11 protein-coding genes are annotated in these 17,683 nt (G+C 71.9%); 4 read left to right on the plus strand and 7 right to left on the minus strand.

The window, feature by feature from the left end; translation table 11 throughout:
• Positions 1-6: 6 nt before the first annotated feature.
• From ACH4SI_RS31780 to ACH4SI_RS31790, 3 genes are all read right to left on the minus strand, one after another.
• On the minus strand, positions 7-1,866 hold the full coding sequence (locus ACH4SI_RS31780) for an acetolactate synthase large subunit (protein ID WP_398301775.1): 1,860 nt from the start codon (positions 1,864-1,866) through the stop codon (positions 7-9).
• Between the two features lie 211 nt (positions 1,867-2,077).
• A complete protein-coding gene (locus ACH4SI_RS31785) occupies positions 2,078-4,999 on the minus strand; it encodes a putative bifunctional diguanylate cyclase/phosphodiesterase (protein ID WP_398301777.1) in 2,922 nt (973 codons plus the stop codon).
• A gap of 341 nt (positions 5,000-5,340) precedes the next feature.
• Complete coding sequence (locus ACH4SI_RS31790; protein ID WP_398301779.1) at positions 5,341-6,345, minus strand: 2-hydroxyacid dehydrogenase; 1,005 nt, start codon at positions 6,343-6,345, stop codon at positions 5,341-5,343.
• A 73-nt stretch (positions 6,346-6,418) separates the two neighbouring features.
• Between ACH4SI_RS31790 and ACH4SI_RS31795 the strand changes: the two genes are divergently transcribed.
• The 3 genes from ACH4SI_RS31795 (at position 6,419) to ACH4SI_RS31805 (ending at position 9,182) form a co-directional block, all read left to right on the plus strand.
• A complete protein-coding gene (locus ACH4SI_RS31795) occupies positions 6,419-7,417 on the plus strand; it encodes an aldo/keto reductase (RefSeq protein WP_398301781.1) in 999 nt (332 codons plus the stop codon).
• Between the two features lie 330 nt (positions 7,418-7,747).
• Positions 7,748-8,944, plus strand: a complete 1,197-nt coding sequence (locus ACH4SI_RS31800) for a PQQ-dependent sugar dehydrogenase (RefSeq protein ID WP_398301783.1) — start codon at positions 7,748-7,750, stop codon at positions 8,942-8,944.
• A 73-nt stretch (positions 8,945-9,017) separates the two neighbouring features.
• Positions 9,018-9,182 (plus strand): DUF6191 domain-containing protein, encoded by a 165-nt coding sequence (locus ACH4SI_RS31805; protein WP_361478181.1) that lies wholly within the window; start codon positions 9,018-9,020, stop codon positions 9,180-9,182.
• 12 nt (positions 9,183-9,194) lie between these two features.
• On the opposite strand, the gene ACH4SI_RS31810 is transcribed toward ACH4SI_RS31805, so the two are convergent.
• The 3 genes from ACH4SI_RS31810 to ACH4SI_RS31820 all read right to left on the minus strand — a co-directional run bounded on the left by ACH4SI_RS31810 (position 9,195) and on the right by ACH4SI_RS31820 (position 14,287).
• On the minus strand, positions 9,195-11,441 hold the full coding sequence (locus ACH4SI_RS31810; protein WP_398301786.1) for an MMPL family transporter: 2,247 nt from the start codon (positions 11,439-11,441) through the stop codon (positions 9,195-9,197).
• 135 nt (positions 11,442-11,576) lie between these two features.
• Positions 11,577-13,688: a phosphocholine-specific phospholipase C gene (locus tag ACH4SI_RS31815; protein ID WP_398301788.1), complete on the minus strand. Its 2,112-nt coding sequence runs from the start codon at positions 13,686-13,688 to the stop codon at positions 11,577-11,579.
• 71 nt (positions 13,689-13,759) lie between these two features.
• Positions 13,760-14,287 (minus strand): oligopeptide/dipeptide ABC transporter ATP-binding protein, encoded by a 528-nt coding sequence (locus ACH4SI_RS31820; RefSeq protein WP_398301790.1) that lies wholly within the window; start codon positions 14,285-14,287, stop codon positions 13,760-13,762.
• Positions 14,288-14,322: 35 nt separating this feature from the next.
• Here ACH4SI_RS31820 and ACH4SI_RS31825 point away from each other — a divergent pair, with 35 nt between their 5' ends.
• The gene (locus ACH4SI_RS31825; protein WP_398301792.1) at positions 14,323-15,807 is read left to right on the plus strand and encodes a M81 family metallopeptidase; all 1,485 of its coding nucleotides are present in this window, start codon (positions 14,323-14,325) and stop codon (positions 15,805-15,807) included.
• A 361-nt stretch (positions 15,808-16,168) separates the two neighbouring features.
• On the opposite strand, the gene gatB is transcribed toward ACH4SI_RS31825, so the two are convergent.
• Positions 16,169-17,674 carry an Asp-tRNA(Asn)/Glu-tRNA(Gln) amidotransferase subunit GatB gene (gene gatB / locus ACH4SI_RS31830; RefSeq protein WP_398301794.1) on the minus strand — a complete coding sequence of 502 codons (1,506 nt, stop codon included), beginning with the start codon at positions 17,672-17,674 and terminating at the stop codon, positions 16,169-16,171.
• Between the last annotated feature and the right edge of the window lie 9 nt (positions 17,675-17,683).

The raw sequence follows: 17,683 nt of genomic DNA on the forward strand, positions 1-17,683 counted from the left end.
CGGGCCTCAGTCGTCTTCGCTGTCGCCGAAGTCCGGACGGGTGTCGCGCGCCGCCAGGATCTCGTCGTTGGAGGTGCCGGCCGCGACCATCGGCCAGACCATGGCGTCCTCGTGGACGATGAAGTCCACGACCACCGGCCGGTCGTTGATCGCGTTGGCCTTCTCGATCACGGCGTCGAGGTCGGCCGGGTCCTCGCAGCGGATGCCGATGCAGCCCATGGCCTCGGCGAGCTTCACGAAGTCCGGGACCCGGGTGCCCGCGCTCGGCTGGGCGGAGTCAGCGCCCGGGCCGGAGTGCAGCACGGTGTTGGAGTAGCGCTGGTTGTAGAACAGGGTCTGCCACTGGCGGACCATCCCCAGCGCGCCGTTGTTGATGATCGCGACCTTGATCGGGATGTTGTTCAGCGCGCAGGTGACCAGCTCCTGGTTGGTCATCTGGAAGCAGCCGTCACCGTCGATCGCCCAGACGGTACGGTCCTCCGCGCCGGCCTTGGCGCCCATGGCGGCCGGGACGGCGTAGCCCATGGTCCCGGCGCCGCCCGAGTTCAGCCAGGTCGCGGGCTTCTCGTACTGGATGAAGTGGGCGGACCACATCTGGTGCTGCCCGACGCCCGCGGCGAAGATCGTGCCCTCCGGGGCCAGCTCGCCGATCCGCTGGATGACCTGCTGCGGCGACAGGCTGCCGTCCTCGGGCAGGTCATAGCCGAGCGGATAGGTCTCGCGCCAGCGGTTCAGGTCCTCCCACCAGCCGCTGTAGTCGCCGGTGTGGCCCGCGTCGTGCTCGGCCTGGACCGCGACGACCAGATCCGCGATGACCTCGCGGGCGTCACCGACGATCGGCACGTCGGCGGCGCGGTTCTTGCCGATCTCCGCCGGGTCGATGTCCGCGTGCACGATCTTGGCGTACGGGGCGAACGAGTCGAGCTTGCCGGTGACCCGGTCGTCGAAGCGCGCGCCGAGCGCCACGATCAGGTCCGCCTTCTGCAGGGACGTGACGGCGGCGACGGTGCCGTGCATGCCCGGCATGCCGAGGTGCAGCTGGTGGCTGTCGGGGAAGGCACCGAGCCCCATCAGGGTGGTGGTGACCGGCGCCCCGGTCAGCTCGGCCAGCACCCTCAGCTCGGCGGTGGCGTGCGCCTTGAGGACGCCGCCGCCCACGTACAGCACCGGGCGCTCGGCCTGGCTGATCAGCCGGGCGGCCTCGCGGATCTGCTTGGCGTGCGGCTTGGTCACCGGGCGGTAGCCGGGCAGGTCGGTCTGGGGCGGCCAGGAGAAGGTGGTCTTGGCCTGGAGCGCGTCCTTGGCGATGTCGACCAGGACCGGGCCTGGGCGGCCTGTGGCGGCGATGTGGAACGCCTCGGCGATCGTGCGCGGGATGTCCTCGGCCTTGGTGACCAGGAAGTTGTGCTTGGTGATCGGCATCGTGATGCCGCAGATGTCCGCCTCCTGGAAGGCGTCCGTCCCGATGGCCTTGGAGGCCACCTGGCCGGTGATCGCGACGATCGGGACCGAGTCCATGTGGGCGTCGGCGATCGGGGTGACCAGGTTGGTGGCGCCGGGGCCCGAGGTCGCCATGCAGACGCCGACCTTGCCGGTGGCCTGGGCGTAGCCGGTGGCGGCGTGGCCCGCACCCTGCTCATGGCGGACGAGTACGTGCCTGACCTTCGCGGAGTCCATCATCGGGTCGTACGCGGGGAGGATCGCACCGCCGGGGATCCCGAAGACGGTGTCGGCGCCCACCTCCTCGAGCGAACGGATGAGGGACTGCGCACCCGTGACGTGCTCGACGGTCGCGGACTGCGGTCCGCCGTTACGGGCCCGCGGCTGGGGATGATGGGCCCCGGAGGCCTGCTCGGTCATCGGCATTCTCTTCTCGAATGAGGGTGTGATGCGGGGAGGAAGGCGGTGCACAGGCGTCAGTGCAACAAAAAACCCCTCGTGCCGTGAGGCAAGCGAGGGGAGCGCGCCGGTGAGGGTCCGCAGGGTGTCAACATGACCCTGCTCAGCCGACGCGCTGTCCAAGTACGAGAATTCGGGTGCGCATGGTCCCGACCTTCCCCCCCGCGCGTATCAGGTGTCAAGTGGGTGGGACAGGAGTCTCAGTATTTGAGCGGGTCGGCGGGTGGGTGTGCGCCTCCGGGCGCCGGGGCCCATGCCCGCCGTATCCGCCGTGCCGCATCGGCAGCCCGCCGCCGACCAGCACCGGGGCGTCCGAGCGCGGCACCGGATAGCTGCCGCGGGTCAGCGCCCGGCGCAGCCGGTGCTCGTCCAGCGGCCCGCTGAAGGCCATGCCCTGGGCATGGGTGCACCCCATGCCGCGCAGGGTCACGAGCTGTTCGGGCATGTCCACGCCCTCCGCGATGGACTGCATCCCGAGGTCGCCGCCGATCCGCAGCAGCCCGGAGGTGATCTTGTGGAGCCGGGAGGACTCCACCACCCCCTCGACCAGCCCCGGGTCCAGCTTGAGCACGTCGATGGGGAGCCTGCGCAGTGCCCTGATCGCGGCATAGCCGCTGCCGAACGCGTCGAGGGCGATCCGCACCCCCAGCCTGCGCAGCGCGCCGAGGCGGTGCTCCAGCTCGTCCAGCGGCACCCGTGGGTCGCTGTCGGTCAGCTCCAGGATCAGCGCGCCGGACGGCAGGCCGTGCCGGGCGAGAAGGGTCTCGACGGCCTTGGGCGGCAGCGACTTGTCGACCAGGCGACCCGCCGGCAGCGTGACGCAGACGGGGACCATGTGGCCGTCGCGGCGGCGCTGGGCGGCCTGTTCGACGGCGGCCTCCAGCGTCCAGCGGGTCAGCTCGGCGGTGCGGGCGCCTTCCTCGCCGACGCGGCCGCGGTCGCCTCCGCGCCCGTTGTCGGCGACCCGCAGGAACTCGGCCGGGGTGAACAGGATGCCCTGGGCCGAGCGCCAGCGGGGCTGTGCCGCGACGGCGGTGACCCGACCGGTGGCCAGCTCCACGACGGGCTGGTGCAGCAGCACGAACTCACCGTCGTGCAGGGCGGCGCGCAGCCTCGTCGCGACCTCGGCGCGGCGCGCCACCTCGGCCTGCATCTGCGGTGCGTACAGCTCGACGCGGTTCTTTCCGGCGGCCTTGGCCCGGTACATGGCCAGGTCGGCGTTGCGCATCAGGGCGCCGGGGCTGGTGCCGGACTCGGCGAAGGCGACGCCGATGCTGGCGGCGACCCGCACCTCGGTGCCGCCCTCCACCCGGTAGGGCTGGGAGAGCCGGGCGCGCAGCCGGTCGGCGATCTCCAGGATGCGGCATTCGCGGGTGCTGGTGTCCCCGTCGCCGTCGCCCACGATGAGGGCGGCGAACTCGTCGCCCCCGAGCCGGGCGGCGCAGTCGCCGGAGCCGGACCGCACGGACTCCTGGAGCCGGCGGGCGGCCTGGACCAGCAGCTCGTCGCCCGCCTGGTGGCCGACGGTGTCGTTGACGGCCTTGAAGCCGTCGAGGTCGATGAAGAGCACCGCGGTGCCCGCGTCGGTGCGGCGGCGTCCGCCGACGGCGTGCCGGACCCGCTTGGTGAACAGGGCGCGGTTGGGCAGGTCGGTGAGCGGGTCGTGCTCGGCGCTGTGCTGGAGCTGAGCCTGGAGCCGGACCCGCTCGGTGACATCGCGGCTGTTGAAGATCAGGCCGCCGTGGTGGCGGTTGATCGTCGACTCCACGTTGAGCCAGTCGCCGGAGCCGGAGCGGAAGCGGCACTCGATGCGGGTGGTGGGCTCCTCGCCGGGCGAGGCGGCCAGGAACCGGCGGACCTCGTGGACCACCGGGCCCAGGTCCTCGGGGTGGATGAGCGAGGCCAGCTCGGACCCCTCCAGCTCGTCCGCGTCCCGCCCGTAGACGCCGGAGGCGGCGGGGCTGACGTACCGCAGGATGCCGGTGGGCGCGGCGATCATGATCACATCGCTGGAACTCTGCACCAGGGACCGGAAGTGGTTCTCCTTGTGCGCCAGCTCCTGGGTGAGCGCGATGTTGTCCATCAGCATGATCGCCTGCCGAACGAGGAGGGCGAGCACGACCGCGCAGGCGGTGAAGAGCACCACCCCGTCGACCGGTCGGCCGTCCATCACGTTGAACAGGATGCCCAGCGTGCAGACGGCGGCGGCGAGATACGGCGCCAGGGCGGCGAACGCGCCCGCCGTGGGACGGCTCGGCCGGTCGGCCCGGCGCACCGCGGGCGGCGGGGTGTCGGCGGCGTCCCGCCGGGCCACCCAGGGCGCGTACGCGAGCAGCATCGATCCGGCGAACCAGCCGGCGTCCAGGATCTGGCCGGAGCGGTAGTGCTCGTGCAGCAGCGGCGAGGTGAACAGCGCGTCGCACAGCACGGTCAGGGCGAACGCGGCGATCGCGGTGTTGACCGCCGACCGATTGGCCGACGCCGGGCGCCGGAAGTGCAGCACGATCACCATGCTGACCAGCACGATGTCCAGCAGCGGATAGGCGAGCGAGAAGGCCCTGCGAGCCACGCTCCCGGCGTCCTCGCCGAACTCCCCGGTGTGGGCGAGCGCGAGGCTCCACGACAGGGTCATCAGGGATCCGGCGATCAGCCAGGCGTCCAGGCCCAGGCAGATCCACCTGGCCCGGCTCTGCGGGCGCTTGGCGAGCACCAGCATGCCCACGATCGCGGGCGGCGCGAAGAGCAGGAAGCAGGCATCGGCGAACGAGGGAGTGGGCACGGGACGGCCCAGCACCACCTCGTACCAGCCCCACGTGGCGTTGCCCAGCGCGGCCATGGCGGACGAGGCCGCGAAAAGCAGCCACGCCGGGCGCGTCCGCCCCGAGTTCCGGCGCCCGTGCCACAGGCAGGAGAAGGCGGCGGCGAGGGCGGCGGCGGCCAGGCCGAAGTCGCCCATGAAGACGGCCAGTTCGGACGAGCCCCAGCCGAGCACCGCACCCACCGCGTACCCTCCGCAGACCAGGGCGAGGACGACCTGCGGCAGCAGCCGGGCGCCGCCGGCGACCGCCGGCCGGGCGAGCACCGCTCCGGTGGCGCTCACCGCGCTGCCGCCCGTCGTGCGAAGGGGCGCGGCCCGGCGAGCCGTATCCCCGTGAGCTTCGCCATCGAGAGCCGCGCGGCTGCGCGGAAAAGTCGCGGTCGACGCCTGAGCTGCGTCGGGTCGTTGGTCCATTGGCCATACATCGCCCGTCGCCCCCCTCGAGTTCCGGTCCATCGCTGACGCCGTCAGGTCATTGGCGCAGCCCCCGCTCGGGACGATACACCAGAGTGGTCACTCAGGGACATAGGTCATCTACGCACCGTAACTGACTACCGCGATGTATATACGGAGTGCAGTCAAGCGATGTCTGTATGTACTGCCAGGGGCATGTTGCCCCTCGTCTACCCCGTGGTCATCATGAGATGTTCCATCGGCTCGCCCGCGGCGAACCGGTGCAGCTGGCCGCGCAACAGCCGCTTGGCGCGGGGCAGGAAGGCCGACGAGGGGCCGCCCACGTGCGGGGTGATGAGCACTCCTGGAGCGTGCCACAGCGGATGCCCGGCGGGCAGTGGTTCGGGGTCGGTCACATCCAGCGCGGCCCGCAGCCGGCCGCTCTCCGCCTCGGCGAGGAGCGCCTTGGTGTCCACCACCCCGCCCCGTGCGACGTTCACCAACAGCGCTCCGTCCTTCATCTTCGCCAGGAAGTCCGCTCCGGCCAGCCCCCGGGTCCGGTCGGTCAGCGGGGTCACCAGGACAACGACGTCGGCCTCCGGAAGCAGTTGAGGCAGGGCGTCGATCGGGTGCACCGGGCCGCGCTCGGTCGTACGCGGGGAGCGCGCGACGCGCGCCACCCGCTCGCACTCGAAGGGTTCGAGCCGGTCCTCGATGGCACTGCCGATCGAGCCGTACCCGACGATCAGAACCGACTTGTCGGCGAGCGCCGGGCGGAAGCCGGACTTCCATTCCCCGGCGTCCTGGGCGCGGACGAAATCGGGAATGCCGCGGAGCGAGGCGAGGATCAGGGTCAGGGCCAGCTCGGCGGTGCTCGCGTCGTGCAGCCCCCGGGCGTTGCACAGCTGTACGCCGGGGACGACGCGTGACATGGCGGGCAGCAGGCTGTCTATGCCGGCGGTGAGGGTCTGGATCACCCGCAGGCCCGTCATGGCCTCCAGCGGGCGGGCCAGCACCTCGGGGCTCTTCATGTACGGCGCGCAGTAGAAGGCGACGCGGGCGGGGTCGGTGGGGAAATCGGGGCCGCCGTCCCAGTGGGCGTACTCCAGGTTCTCGGGCAGCCGCTCGATCTCGTCCGGCGCGATGGGCAGCCAGACGAGGGGGCGGGCCGGGTCGCCGGGCGCGGCATGAGACGAATCGTGGTGCCGGAACGTATCGCTGTCATCTGCACTCATGCCAGGAGGCTATGCGAAGTGAGGCTCTCCGCAGAGGTTAGTTTGGTGCGAGAAACGGGAGGGGTCAGGCCAGGTGGAGCGCAGGACAATCGGAGCGGCGGCGCTCGAAGTGGGTGCGATCGGCCTTGGGTGCATGCCCATGAGCTGGGCGTACACCGCGTCGCAGCGCAACGGCGAGCACTCGCTGCGCGCCGTGCACACCGCGCTCGACGCGGGCGCGAGCCTGCTCGACACCGCCGACATGTACGGACCCTTCACCAATGAACTGCTGGTGGGCCGGGCGCTCAAGGAGCGGCGCGCGGACGCCTTCGTGTCCACCAAGTGCGGGCTGCTGGTCGGTGAGCAGCACATCGTGGCCAACGGGCGGCCCGGCTATGTGAAGCGGGCGTGCGACGCCTCGCTGCGGCGGCTGCAGACCGATGTGATCGATCTCTACCAGCTGCACCGGGCCGACCCCGAGGTGCCGATAGAGGAGACCTGGGGCGCGATGGCGGAGCTGGTCGCGGCGGGAAAGGTGCGGGCGCTGGGGCTGTGCGCGGTGGGCGCGCGGGCGACGCGGCGGGCCGGTGCCCGGATGCACGACGCGACGGTGCGGCAGCTGGAGCGGGTGCAGCAGGTCTTCCCGGTGAGCTGTGTGGAGGCGGAGCTGTCGGTGTGGTCGCCCGAGGCGCTGGAGGCCCTGGTGCCGTGGTGCGCCTCGCGCGGGGTGGGCTTCCTGGCGGCGATGCCGCTGGGCAACGGCTTCCTGAGCGGGACGTTGACGCCGGGGCAGGGGTTCGAGCCGGAGGACATGCGCGCCCGGCACCCGCGCTTCACGGCGGAGATGATGGCGGCGAACCAGCCCATCGTGGCCGGGCTGCGGCGGGTCGCGCGACGGCACGGGGAGTCGGTGACGGCGGCTCAGGTGGCGCTGGCGTGGCTGCTGGCCCAGGGGCCGCACGTGGTGCCGGTGCCGGGAACCAAGCAGGAGCGCTGGGCGGCGGAGAACGCCGCGGCGGTGGACGTGATGCTGACGGCCGAGGACCTCGCCGAGATCGCGACGCTGCCGCCCGCCCGGGGCTCGTGGGACTAGGGGGTGGCTTGCCGATCATGCCGGGCTCCCGACGCCGCTGTGACATCAGCCGCTGCCGCGGCGGGCGGCACCTCGCGGCCCCGCGCTCGTCGCTCCCCCAGCTACCGCTGGGCGGTGCCCCCTCGCGCCTCCCCCAGCTACCGCTGGGAGGTGCCCCCTGACGCCGCTCGCTGATCCGGCCTGATCGGCAAGCCACCCCCTAGAGAGGCCAAAGGTCTCTGCCGGGGCGGGTGGGGTCCGGTTCGGGGAAGGGAACCCGGCGCGGAGCTGCGGTGTATAAGAATCAGTGCCGTGCCGCGGCACACGCGCCCCACCGAGAGGAATCCCACCGTGCGACGTCCTCGCATCACCACCGCCCTCGCCGCTCCCGCCCTCGCCGCCACGGCCGCCCTGCTGCTGATCACCGGCTGCTCGACGGGCGACGGGAAGTCCCCCTTCGAGCGGTCGGATTCGTCCGCGCCCGGGAAGGAGGGATCCAAGGGCGGCTCCCCGTCGTCGGCGGCGCCCTCGGCCCGTGAGTCGGCGGCGCCGAAGAAGGGTTCGGCGAAGGTGGTGAGCATGCTCACCACCAAGCTGAAGTCGCCCTGGGGGCTGGCTCCGCTGCCGGGCGGGGACCTGCTGGTGTCCTCCCGGGACACCGGGAAGATCTTCAAGATCTCGGCGGACTCGGGCAAGCAGACCGAGCTGGGGTCCGTGCCCGGGGTGTCCCCCACAGGCGAGGGCGGTCTGCTGGGTCTCGCGGTCTCCTCCGACTTCGGCTCGGACCACATGGTGTACGCGTATTTCACCACCGACTCGGACAACCGGATCGTCCGGATGGTGTACGACGACAAGCGCCCCTCGGGCGATCAGTTGGGCGCCCCGGACACGATCTTCAAGGGCATCCCGAAGGGCGCGATCCACAACGGCGGCCGGATCGCCTTCGGCCCGGACAAGATGCTGTACGCGGGCACGGGCGAGAGCGGCGAGCGCGGGCTCGCCCAGGACATGGACTCGTTCGGCGGCAAGATCCTGCGGATGACCCCGGACGGCGAGCCGGTGCACGGCAATCCGTCGGCCGATTCGGTTGTCTACTCCTACGGTCACCGCAATGTGCAGGGGCTGGCCTGGGACTCCGGGAAGCGGCTGTGGGCATCGGAATTCGGCCAGGACACCTGGGACGAGCTGAATCTGATCCGGCCGGGCAAGAACTACGGCTGGCCGGAGGCGGAGGGCAAGGCCGGGAAGAAGGGGTTCGTCGATCCGGTCGAGCAGTGGAAGCCCGAGGACGCGTCGCCGAGCGGCATCGCGTTCGCCAAGGGCTCCATCTGGATGGCGGGGCTGCGCGGTGAGCGGCTGTGGCGGATCCCGCTGAAGGGGACCAAGCCGGTGGCCGAGCCACAGGCGTTCCTCACCAAGAAGTACGGGCGGCTGCGCAGTGTGGTCGCCACGGACGACGGTGGGCTGTGGGTGACCACGAGCAATACGGACGGGCGGGGCGACCCGGGCAAGCAGGATGACCGGATCCTGCGGTTGGACATCAGCTGACCGTGAGCGGGTCCGGCCCCTTTTCGGGCGGTCTGCTTACACTGGCCGCATTCCCACACCTACGGGGGTCGCCATGTTCAACCTCATCGAGGAGTTGTTCGCGCCCGGTCGCAAACACACCGAAGAGGAGCGCAACCGGCTGGAGTTCACGCTGGAGGACATCGGCGACAGCGACCCGGGGAAGGGGCCGATAGACCTCGACTCCGGCCAGGTGGTGATCCGCCCCCGCGAGGGCTGACGCCTCGGGGTTCTACGGCACGGACGTGCGCGCCGCGTCATCCTCGGGCGCGCGCGGTCTGGGCACGGGCAGCGGCCGCTGATCCGGGTCCGGATCGGGCGGCTCGATGCTGATGCGCGGCAGCGTTCGCTCCAGCCAGCCCGGCAGCCACCAGTTGGCGCCGCCGAGCAGATGCATCAGGGCGGGCACCAGGAGCGTGCGGAGGACGAAGGCGTCCAGGGCGACCGCGGCCGCCAGCCCGATGCCGAACATGGCGATGATCCGATCGCCGCTGAGCACGAATGCCGAGAAGACGGCGATCATGATGACGGCCGCGGAGTTGATGACCCGACTGGTCTCGGCGAGGCCCACCCGGACCGCGAGCCGGTTGTCGCGGGTGTGCTGCCACTCCTCGTACATCCGGCTGACCAGGAACACCTGATAGTCCATGGAGAGCCCGAAGAGTACCGACACCATGATCACCGGCAGAAAGGGCTCGATCGGGCCCGCCCTGCCGAGCCCCAGCGGCTCGCTCCCCCAGCCCCACTGGAACACCGCGACGACGACGCCGAAGGACGACGCGACGGCGGCCACATTCATGACCGCCGCCTTGACCGGGATGCCGATGCTGCGGAACGCGAGCAGCAGCAGCACACAGCCGAGCGCCACCACCACCCCCACGAACAGCGGCAGCTTGGAGACGATCACCGCGGCGAAGTCGTCGTAGCCCGCGGTCAGCCCGCCGACGTACACCCGCAGCGAGGTGCCCTCCTCGGCCTTCGGCAGGACCTCGGCGCGCAGGCGCTCGACGAGCCGCGAGGTGTCGGACGACTGCGGGGCGGTGGTGGGCACGACCGTGATCACACCGGTGTCCCCTCCGCCGCCGAGGTCCGCGGCGCTCACCGAGGCGACGCCCTCGGCGGTGCGCAGGGTGGTGGTCAGCCCGGTGAAGGCCATCCGGTCCTCGGCGCCGTCGATGCTGCCGATGAGCGTCAGCGGTCCGTTGAAGCCGGGCCCGAACCCTTTGGCGAGCAGGTCGTACGCCTGCCGGGTGGTCGAGGTCTCGGGGTTGTTGCCCTGGTCGGAGGTGCCGAGCCGGAGCGAGAGGGTGGGCAGGGCGAGGGCCACCATGACGGCGAGGGCGACCGCCCCCAGCACCTTGGGGTGGCGTTCCACGAAGGACGCCCAGCGGGTGGCGAGGCCGGGCACGATCCTGGGCTGTGGCCCGTGCTCGGCCAGCCGCCGGCGTTCGCGGCGGCTGAGGGCCCTCGTGCCCATCAGCCCGAGCAGCGCGGGCAGCAGGGTGATGGAGGCGGCGACGGTGAGCGCGACCGTCAGCGCGGCGGCGACCGCGACGCCGTTCAGGAAGCTCAGCCGCAGCACCAGCATGCCGAGCAGGGCCAGGCACACGGTCGCGCCCGCGAAGATCACCGCACGGCCCGAGGTGGCCACCGCGCGCTGCGCGGCCTCGGCGACCGGCAGCCCCTGCCGCAGGCCGCGGCGGTGCCGGGTGACGATGAACAGCGCGTAGTCGATGCCGACGCCGAGCCCGATCAGCATGCCGAGCATGGGCGCGAAATCGGCGACGGTCATGGCGTGGCCGAGCAGCCCGATCGCCGCGTACGCGGTGCCGACGCCGATGAGCGCGGTGGCGATCGGCAGCAGGGTCGCCGCGAGCGAGCCGAAGGCGAGGAAGAGGACGACGGCGGCCACGGCGACGCCGATGACCTCACTGAGATGGGCGGGCCCGGCCGTCTCGGTGAGCCCGGCGCCCGCGCCGCCCATCTCGATCTCCAGCCCCGGGACGGCGGCCGAGCGCGCGGTGTCCAGGACCCGGCGCACCTCGCCCTTGCCCAGCCCTGCGGCGGGTTCGCGGAAGACGACGGTGGCATAGGCGGTGCGCTGGTCGGCGCTGATGCGGCTGGTGTCGTCGGTGCCGTACGGGCCGGTGACGGTGACGACGCCGGGCAACTCGGCGACGCGCCGCAGCGCCGCCGTCATCCGCCGCTCGACGTCCGCGGAGCGCACGGTTTCGGCGCGGCCTGCGGTGTGGCGGTCCGCGGTATGCCAGACGAGGGTGTCGGTGTCGCCCGCCCGGTCCGGGAACCGCTGCTCCAGCAGGCGCGATGCCGTGGAGGAGTCGGTGCCCGGGATGTCGTAGTTGTTCGAGTACGCGGAGCCGGTCACGGCCGCCGCGGCGGCGACCCCGGCGAAGGTGGCCAGCCAGATCACGATCACGACGGCGCCGCGTCTGATACACCATCGTGCGAGTGCGGCCATGGCTGCTTTCCGGTCTGTGCACCGAGTGCGTCGTGATGTGCTTGTGACCAAAGCACTGTGTCAGCCGGAAAAGATCCTTTGTCCCCTTTGTGGGCTTCACCACATCCGGAGTCACTGATTCCGTCAGCTGTCGGATCAGCCGCTGACCGAAGGGCGTCCGTTCTCGATGTGCCCGGTGAGGCGGCGGTGGAAGGAGGAGTCGCCCTCGGCCGTCAGCTCCAGGTCGTACCAGCCGTGGCCCTCCTTCGCCGAGAACTCCACGGCCTTCGTCGAGCCCGCGCGCACACTCACCGTCCGCTGCCGCGCGTCCGCATCGGCCACATAGGCGCGCGGGCGCACGGTGACCTCGATCGCGCGCTCCCCCTTGTTGGTGATGGTGAGCGTGAGCTGCCGACGGCGGCCGTCGATGCCGCCGCGCACCCGCAGCCCGGCGGCGGCGCCGTCGGCCGTGCCCCGGAACTCGCGGCGGAAGCCGTTCGCCCCGGTGACGACGAAGTCGTAACCACCGTCCCGCACCGGAACGTCCCAGGTGGACAGCGTCCCGGGCGCCACGTCGCGGTGCTGGGGCGCCTCGTACTCGCCCGCGTACGGGAAGAGGATGGTGTGCGCGCTGCGTACGCCGGTGTTGGCCAGCGCCAGCCGCATCACCCCCGCCCCCGGCTCGAACACGCCGCACACCTCCGGCTGGTACGGCAGCGGGCGGGCCGGTCGCGTGCCCTCCTCCTGCCGCGGCATCCGCTGGTCGGCGGGCGGCCGCGGCGTCCAGTGCTCGCGCTCCGCCGGGGGCGGCCCCGGGTGGCGCAGCGGCTGCGGGGCGGCGGCGCTGCCGAAGGCGAAGGCGTTGGTCAGATCGCCGCACACGGTCCGACGCCAGGCGGAGACGTTCGGCACCTCGATGCCCAGCCACTTCTCCAGGAAGCGGGTGGCGGAGGTGTGGTCGAACAGCTCGGAGCACACGTAGCCGCCGACCGTCCACGGCGAGATCACCAGCATCGGCACCCGCATCCCCAGGCCCAGCGGCCGCCCCTGCCACCACTCCTCGGCCACGTCGGCGGGCGGGTTGGGCGGCACCACATGGTCGAAGAAGCCGTCGTTCTCGTCGTAGGTGAGGAAGACCGCGGTCTTGCGCCACACCTCGGGGTGGGCGGCGAGCGCGTCCAGGACCGCGTACGTCACGGTGGCGCTGTGCGCGGGGGTGGAGACGTCGGGGTGCTCGGAGTCCAGCGGGGACGGCACCAGGTACGACACCGCGGGCAGCCGCCCGGCCGCCACGTCCGCGCGGAACGCCTCCTCGAAGCCGCCCTCCGGGGCCCGCCGCAAGCCCCGCTCGAACAACTGCCGTTCGTCGTCCGTCAGCGTGGCCAGACCCGCTTCCAGCCCGTCCAGAAGCCGCCGCCGCTCGGCGCCGGACGCCTCCAGCACCTTGGTGTAGAACGCGTTCGTGCTGGTGAAGCCCAGCCCGTCCAGCGCCTTGCGGGCCACGTCCTTGAACGGCCGGTAGAACTCGATGTTGTTGTCCTGGAAGTTGTCCCACTCCTGGTAGACCTTCCAGCTCACCCCGGCCCGCTCCAGCACCTCGGGGGTGGTGGTCCAGTCGTAGCCGGGGTGGCTGTCCTCCTCGTACGCGTCGTTGCCGACCGCGCGCCGCCCGTCCGGCTCATGGCCGGTGGTGCCGCTGACCCAGTAGTTGCGGTTGGGGCTGGTGGAGGAGTGGATGGCGGAGTGATACGCGTCGCAGATGGTGAACGTGTCCGCCAGCTCGTAGTGGAACGGGATGTCCGCACGGTCGAAGTGGACCATGGTGGCCGGGGACTTGGCGGCGATCCAGTTGTCCATCCAGCCGCCGTGCCAGGCCTTCGCGCCGCCGTCCCAGGAGTGGTCGAGCTGGCCCACGAACCGCAGGTCCTCGCGCTGCGCCTCGGCCGCCTCACGCGCCCCGAACGGCAGGACGTGGCCGCCGCCCGGCTTCGGCTGCGCGAAGACGCTCTCCCCGCCGGGCAGCGTGACGGCATTGGGGTCGGCATAGCCGCGGACGCCCCTGAGCGTGCCGAAGTAGTGATCGAAGGAACGGTTCTCCTGCATCAGCAGGACCACGTGCTCGATGGCGTCGAGACCGCCGGGCGGCGGGGTCGGCTGCGCGGCGAGGGCGGCCTGGAGCGACGGCGGCAGCAACGAACCCGCCGCGACCGCCCCCGTCGCCCCGGCACCAAACGCGACCAGCCTCCGGCGTGCGATGTCCGATGCCACCTGTGCCTCCCCTGTCCGTGAGCCTCCGCACGACGCTAGTGCGACCAGATGGCCGGTGAACATCCGCGGCGTTACGGCATGGCGGCCTGGATCAGGGGAAAGTGGCAGGCCACCTGGTGCCCCGGGGTGGCCGGTTCGGCGGGCACCGGCTCCTCGCGCGCGCAGACGTCCCGGGCCTGCGGGCAGCGGGTGCGGAACCGGCAGCCGGAGGGCGGATCGGCGGCCGACGGCGTCTCCCCGCCGAGCGGCGCGGCCGAAGCCCTTGACCCCGGATCGGCGGCTGCCGCCAGGTCGCGGACACCGGCCCGTTCCACCGTCCTGCCCGCGTACATCACCGCCACCCGGTCCACCCGCCGGGCGATCACCCCGAAGTCGTGGGTCACCAGGATCATCGCCATGCCCAGCCGCGCCCGCAGCTCCTGCGTGGTGACGTCCACCGCCGTCGTCGGCTCGTCGGCGATCAGCAGCGCGGGTTCGCAGATCAGCGCCATGGCGGGGGCGACCCGCTGCCGCATACCGCCACTGAGCTGGTGCGGACAGGTCCGCACCAGCTCGCCCGGAAGACCCGTTGTGACATCGTCTTCATTCGGCCAACGCATAGGGTGAGCGCGGACCGACCCGGAAGCGAGGCAGCATGGCACCCACCACCTCCCCAGGCCGTCGCCTGCGGATCGGCATCGGCGGTATGCACATCGAGTCCAGCACCTTCAGCCCGCACCGCGCCGGCTACGACGACTTCCGCGTCACCCGCGGCGGCGACCTGCTGGACCGCTACGACTGGACCCGGCCGGACGGCGACCTGGCCGGGCGCGTCGAATGGGTGCCCCTGGTGCACGCCGTCGCGCTCCCCGGCGGGCCCGTCGAGCCCGCCGTCTACACCCGGCTCAAGGCCGAACTCACCGACCGGATCCGGGCGGCCGGCCCCCTCGACGGGCTTGTGTACGACATCCACGGCGCGATGAGCGTCGTCGGCATGGAGGACGCCGAGGGCGATCTCACCGACGCGGTACGGGACGCCATCGGGCCCGAGGCGCTGATCTCCGCCGCCATGGATCTCCACGGCAACGTCTCCCGCCGCTTCGCCGACCGCCTCGACCTGCTCACCGCGCACCGGCTCGCCCCGCACGAGGACGCCTGGGAAACGCGCGAGCGCGCCGCCCGCAAACTCGTCGAACGCCTCGCCTCCGGCAAGGGCCGCCCGCACGTCGCCTGGGTCCAGATCCCGGTGCTGCTGCCCGGCGAGAAGACCAGCACCCGCCTGGAGCCCGCCACCTCGCTCTACGGACGGCTGGCCGCCGTCGAGGCGCTGGACGGGGTCGTGGACGCGGCGATCTGGGTCGGTTACGCCTGGGCCGACGAACCGCGCTGCCGGGCCACCGTCGTCGTCACCGGTGACGATCCCGCGCTCGTCGTCGACCAGGCGCGGTCGCTGGCCCGCGAGTACTGGGAAGTGCGGCGCGACTTCTCCTTCGTCGGTCCCACCGGCACCGCCGACGAATCCATCGCCGCCGCCCTCGCCTCCCCCGACCGTCCCTTCCTCATCAGTGACTCCGGCGACAACCCGACGGCGGGCGGGGCCGGTGACCTCGCGTACATGCTGCGCCGCCTGCTCGCCCACGACGACCTGGCCACCGGCCGCGCCACCGCCCTCCACCCCGGCATCACCGACCCGGCGGCGGTCGCCCGGTGCGTTGCCGCTGGGCGCGGCGCGACGGTGACGGTTTCGGTCGGTGGGCACTTCAGCGGGGCCGAGGCGCACGGCGGCTCGTACGACCTGACCGGCGAGGTGGTCGCCGTGCACCGGGACGACGAGGTGGGCGGCGACCTCGCGGCGGTGCGGTGCGGTGGGGTGACCGTGATCCTGACCAGCCGTCGCAAGCCGTTCCATCGGCTGGCCGACTTCGGGGGGCTGGATCCGCGGACGTACGACCTGGTCGTGGTGAAGATCGGCTACCTGGAGCCGGACCTGTACGAGATGGCGGCCGACTGGCGCCTGGCCCTCACGCCGGGTGGCGTCGACCAGGACCTCTTGCGGCTGGGCCACCGCCGGGTGGTGCGCCCGCTGTACCCCTTCGACGACCCCATGCCCGAACCGGACCTGACCCCGGTGCTGCTGTAGGGGGCTGTTCCCCACCCCGCCCCTTCCCGAACCGGGGGCAAGCCCCCGGCCCCCGGTTGGGGGCTCCGCCCCCAAACCCCCGCTCCTCAAACGCCGGAGGGGCTGGGTGGTACTGCCCGGAGGGGCTGGATCCGGCCGGTTGTGGGCAATCGTTCCGCGGAGGGGGCACCTCCCAGCGGTAGCTGGGGGAGGAACGGGTGGCCACAACCCGGCCACCGGGCCGCACCCGGGAACGAAACCCGCGGTACCACCGCGCAGCCCGCACACACCCACCGGGCCGCACCCGGGCCCGCGGCGCAGCCCGGACACGCCACGGCGGCGGGGCGCAAAACTACGTACCCCGCCGCCGTGTGGGCGAGCGTCAGCCCTCGACGCCCAGCTTCTCCAGGATCAGCTCGCGCACGCGCGCCGCATCCGCCTGGCCACGCGTGGCCTTCATGACGGCACCCACAAGGGCACCGGCCGCCGCGACCTTCCCCCCACGGATCTTGTCCGCAATACCCGCATTGGCCGCGATCGCCTCATCCACGGCCGTACCCAGCGCGCCCTCGTCGGAGACGACCTTCAGGCCGCGGGCGGCCACGACCTCGTCCGGGGAGCCCTCACCGGCCAGCACGCCCTCGATCGTCTGGCGGGCCAGCTTGTCGTTGAGGGAGCCCTCCTCGACCAGGGCGCAGACCCGGGCGACCTGGACCGGGGTGATCGGGAGGGCGGCAAGCTCGACGCCCTCCTCGTTGGCGCGGCGCGCCAGCTCACCCATCCACCACTTGCGCGCAGACGCGGCATCCGCACCCGCGTCGATCGTCGCCGTGATCAGATCAATCGCGCCCGCGTTGAGAACGGACTGCATCTCGTGGTGCGAGATGCCCCACTCCTCCCGCAGCCGGGTGCGCCGCACTCGCGGCAGCTCCGGCAGCGTGCCCCGCAGCTCCTCGACCCACTCGCGCGAAGGCGCGACCGGCACCAGGTCCGGCTCGGGGAAGTACCGGTAGTCCTCGGCCTCTTCCTTGACCCGGCCGGACGTCGTGGAGCCGTCCTCCTCGTGGAAGTGACGGGTCTCCTGGATGATCGTCCCGCCGTCGCCCAGCACAGCCGCATGGCGCTGGATCTCGAAGCGGGCGGCGCGCTCGACGGACCGCAGCGAGTTGACGTTCTTCGTCTCGGAGCGGGTGCCGAACTTGTCGGCGCCGTGCGGCCGCAGCGACAGGTTCACGTCGCACCGCATCTGGCCCATCTCCATGCGCGCGTCGGACACCCCGAGCGCCTTGATCAGCTCGCGCAGCTCGGCGACGTACGCCCGGGCGACCTCGGGGGCCTTCTCCCCGGCCCCCACGATCGGCTTGGTGACGATCTCGATGAGCGGGATCCCGGCCCGGTTGTAGTCCAGCAGGGAGTGCGAGGCGCCGTGGATACGGCCCGTCGCGCCGCCCACGTGGGTGGACTTGCCGGTGTCCTCCTCCATGTGGGCGCGCTCGATCTCCACGCGGAAGATCTCGCCGTCGACCTCGACGTCCAGATAGCCGTTGAAGGCGATCGGCTCGTCGTACTGCGAGGTCTGGAAGTTCTTCGGCATGTCCGGATAGAAGTAGTTCTTCCGGGCGAAGCGGCACCACTCGGCGATCTCGCAGTTCAGCGCGAGACCGATCTTGATGGCGGACTCGACGCCGGTCGCGTTGACGACGGGCAGCGAGCCGGGCAGGCCGAGGCAGGTGGGGCAGGTCTGCGAGTTGGCATCGGCGCCCAGGGACGTCGAACACCCGCAGAACATCTTGGTCTTGGTGCCGAGCTCGACATGGACCTCGAGCCCCATCACGGGCTCGTAGGCGGCCAGGGCGTCCTCGTACGACACCAGTTCAGTGACGGTCACGGAAAACTA

This window comes from Streptomyces sp. NPDC021212 (assembly GCF_044332925.1).
Classification (GTDB): domain Bacteria; phylum Actinomycetota; class Actinomycetes; order Streptomycetales; family Streptomycetaceae; genus Streptomyces.

What these genes read in the sequence shown, in the direction of transcription:
- ACH4SI_RS31780 (WP_398301775.1), bottom strand. Translation starts at nt 1,866, where the DNA reads ATGCCGATGACCGAGCAGGCCTCCGGGGCCCATCATCCCCAGCCGCGG.
- ACH4SI_RS31790 (WP_398301779.1), bottom strand. Translation starts at nt 6,345, where the DNA reads ATGAGTGCAGATGACAGCGATACGTTCCGGCACCACGATTCGTCTCAT.
- ACH4SI_RS31805 (WP_361478181.1), top strand. Translation starts at nt 9,018, where the DNA reads ATGTTCAACCTCATCGAGGAGTTGTTCGCGCCCGGTCGCAAACACACC.
- ACH4SI_RS31810 (WP_398301786.1), bottom strand. Translation starts at nt 11,441, where the DNA reads ATGGCCGCACTCGCACGATGGTGTATCAGACGCGGCGCCGTCGTGATC.
- ACH4SI_RS31820 (WP_398301790.1), bottom strand. Translation starts at nt 14,287, where the DNA reads ATGCGTTGGCCGAATGAAGACGATGTCACAACGGGTCTTCCGGGCGAG.
- ACH4SI_RS31825 (WP_398301792.1), top strand. Translation starts at nt 14,323, where the DNA reads ATGGCACCCACCACCTCCCCAGGCCGTCGCCTGCGGATCGGCATCGGC.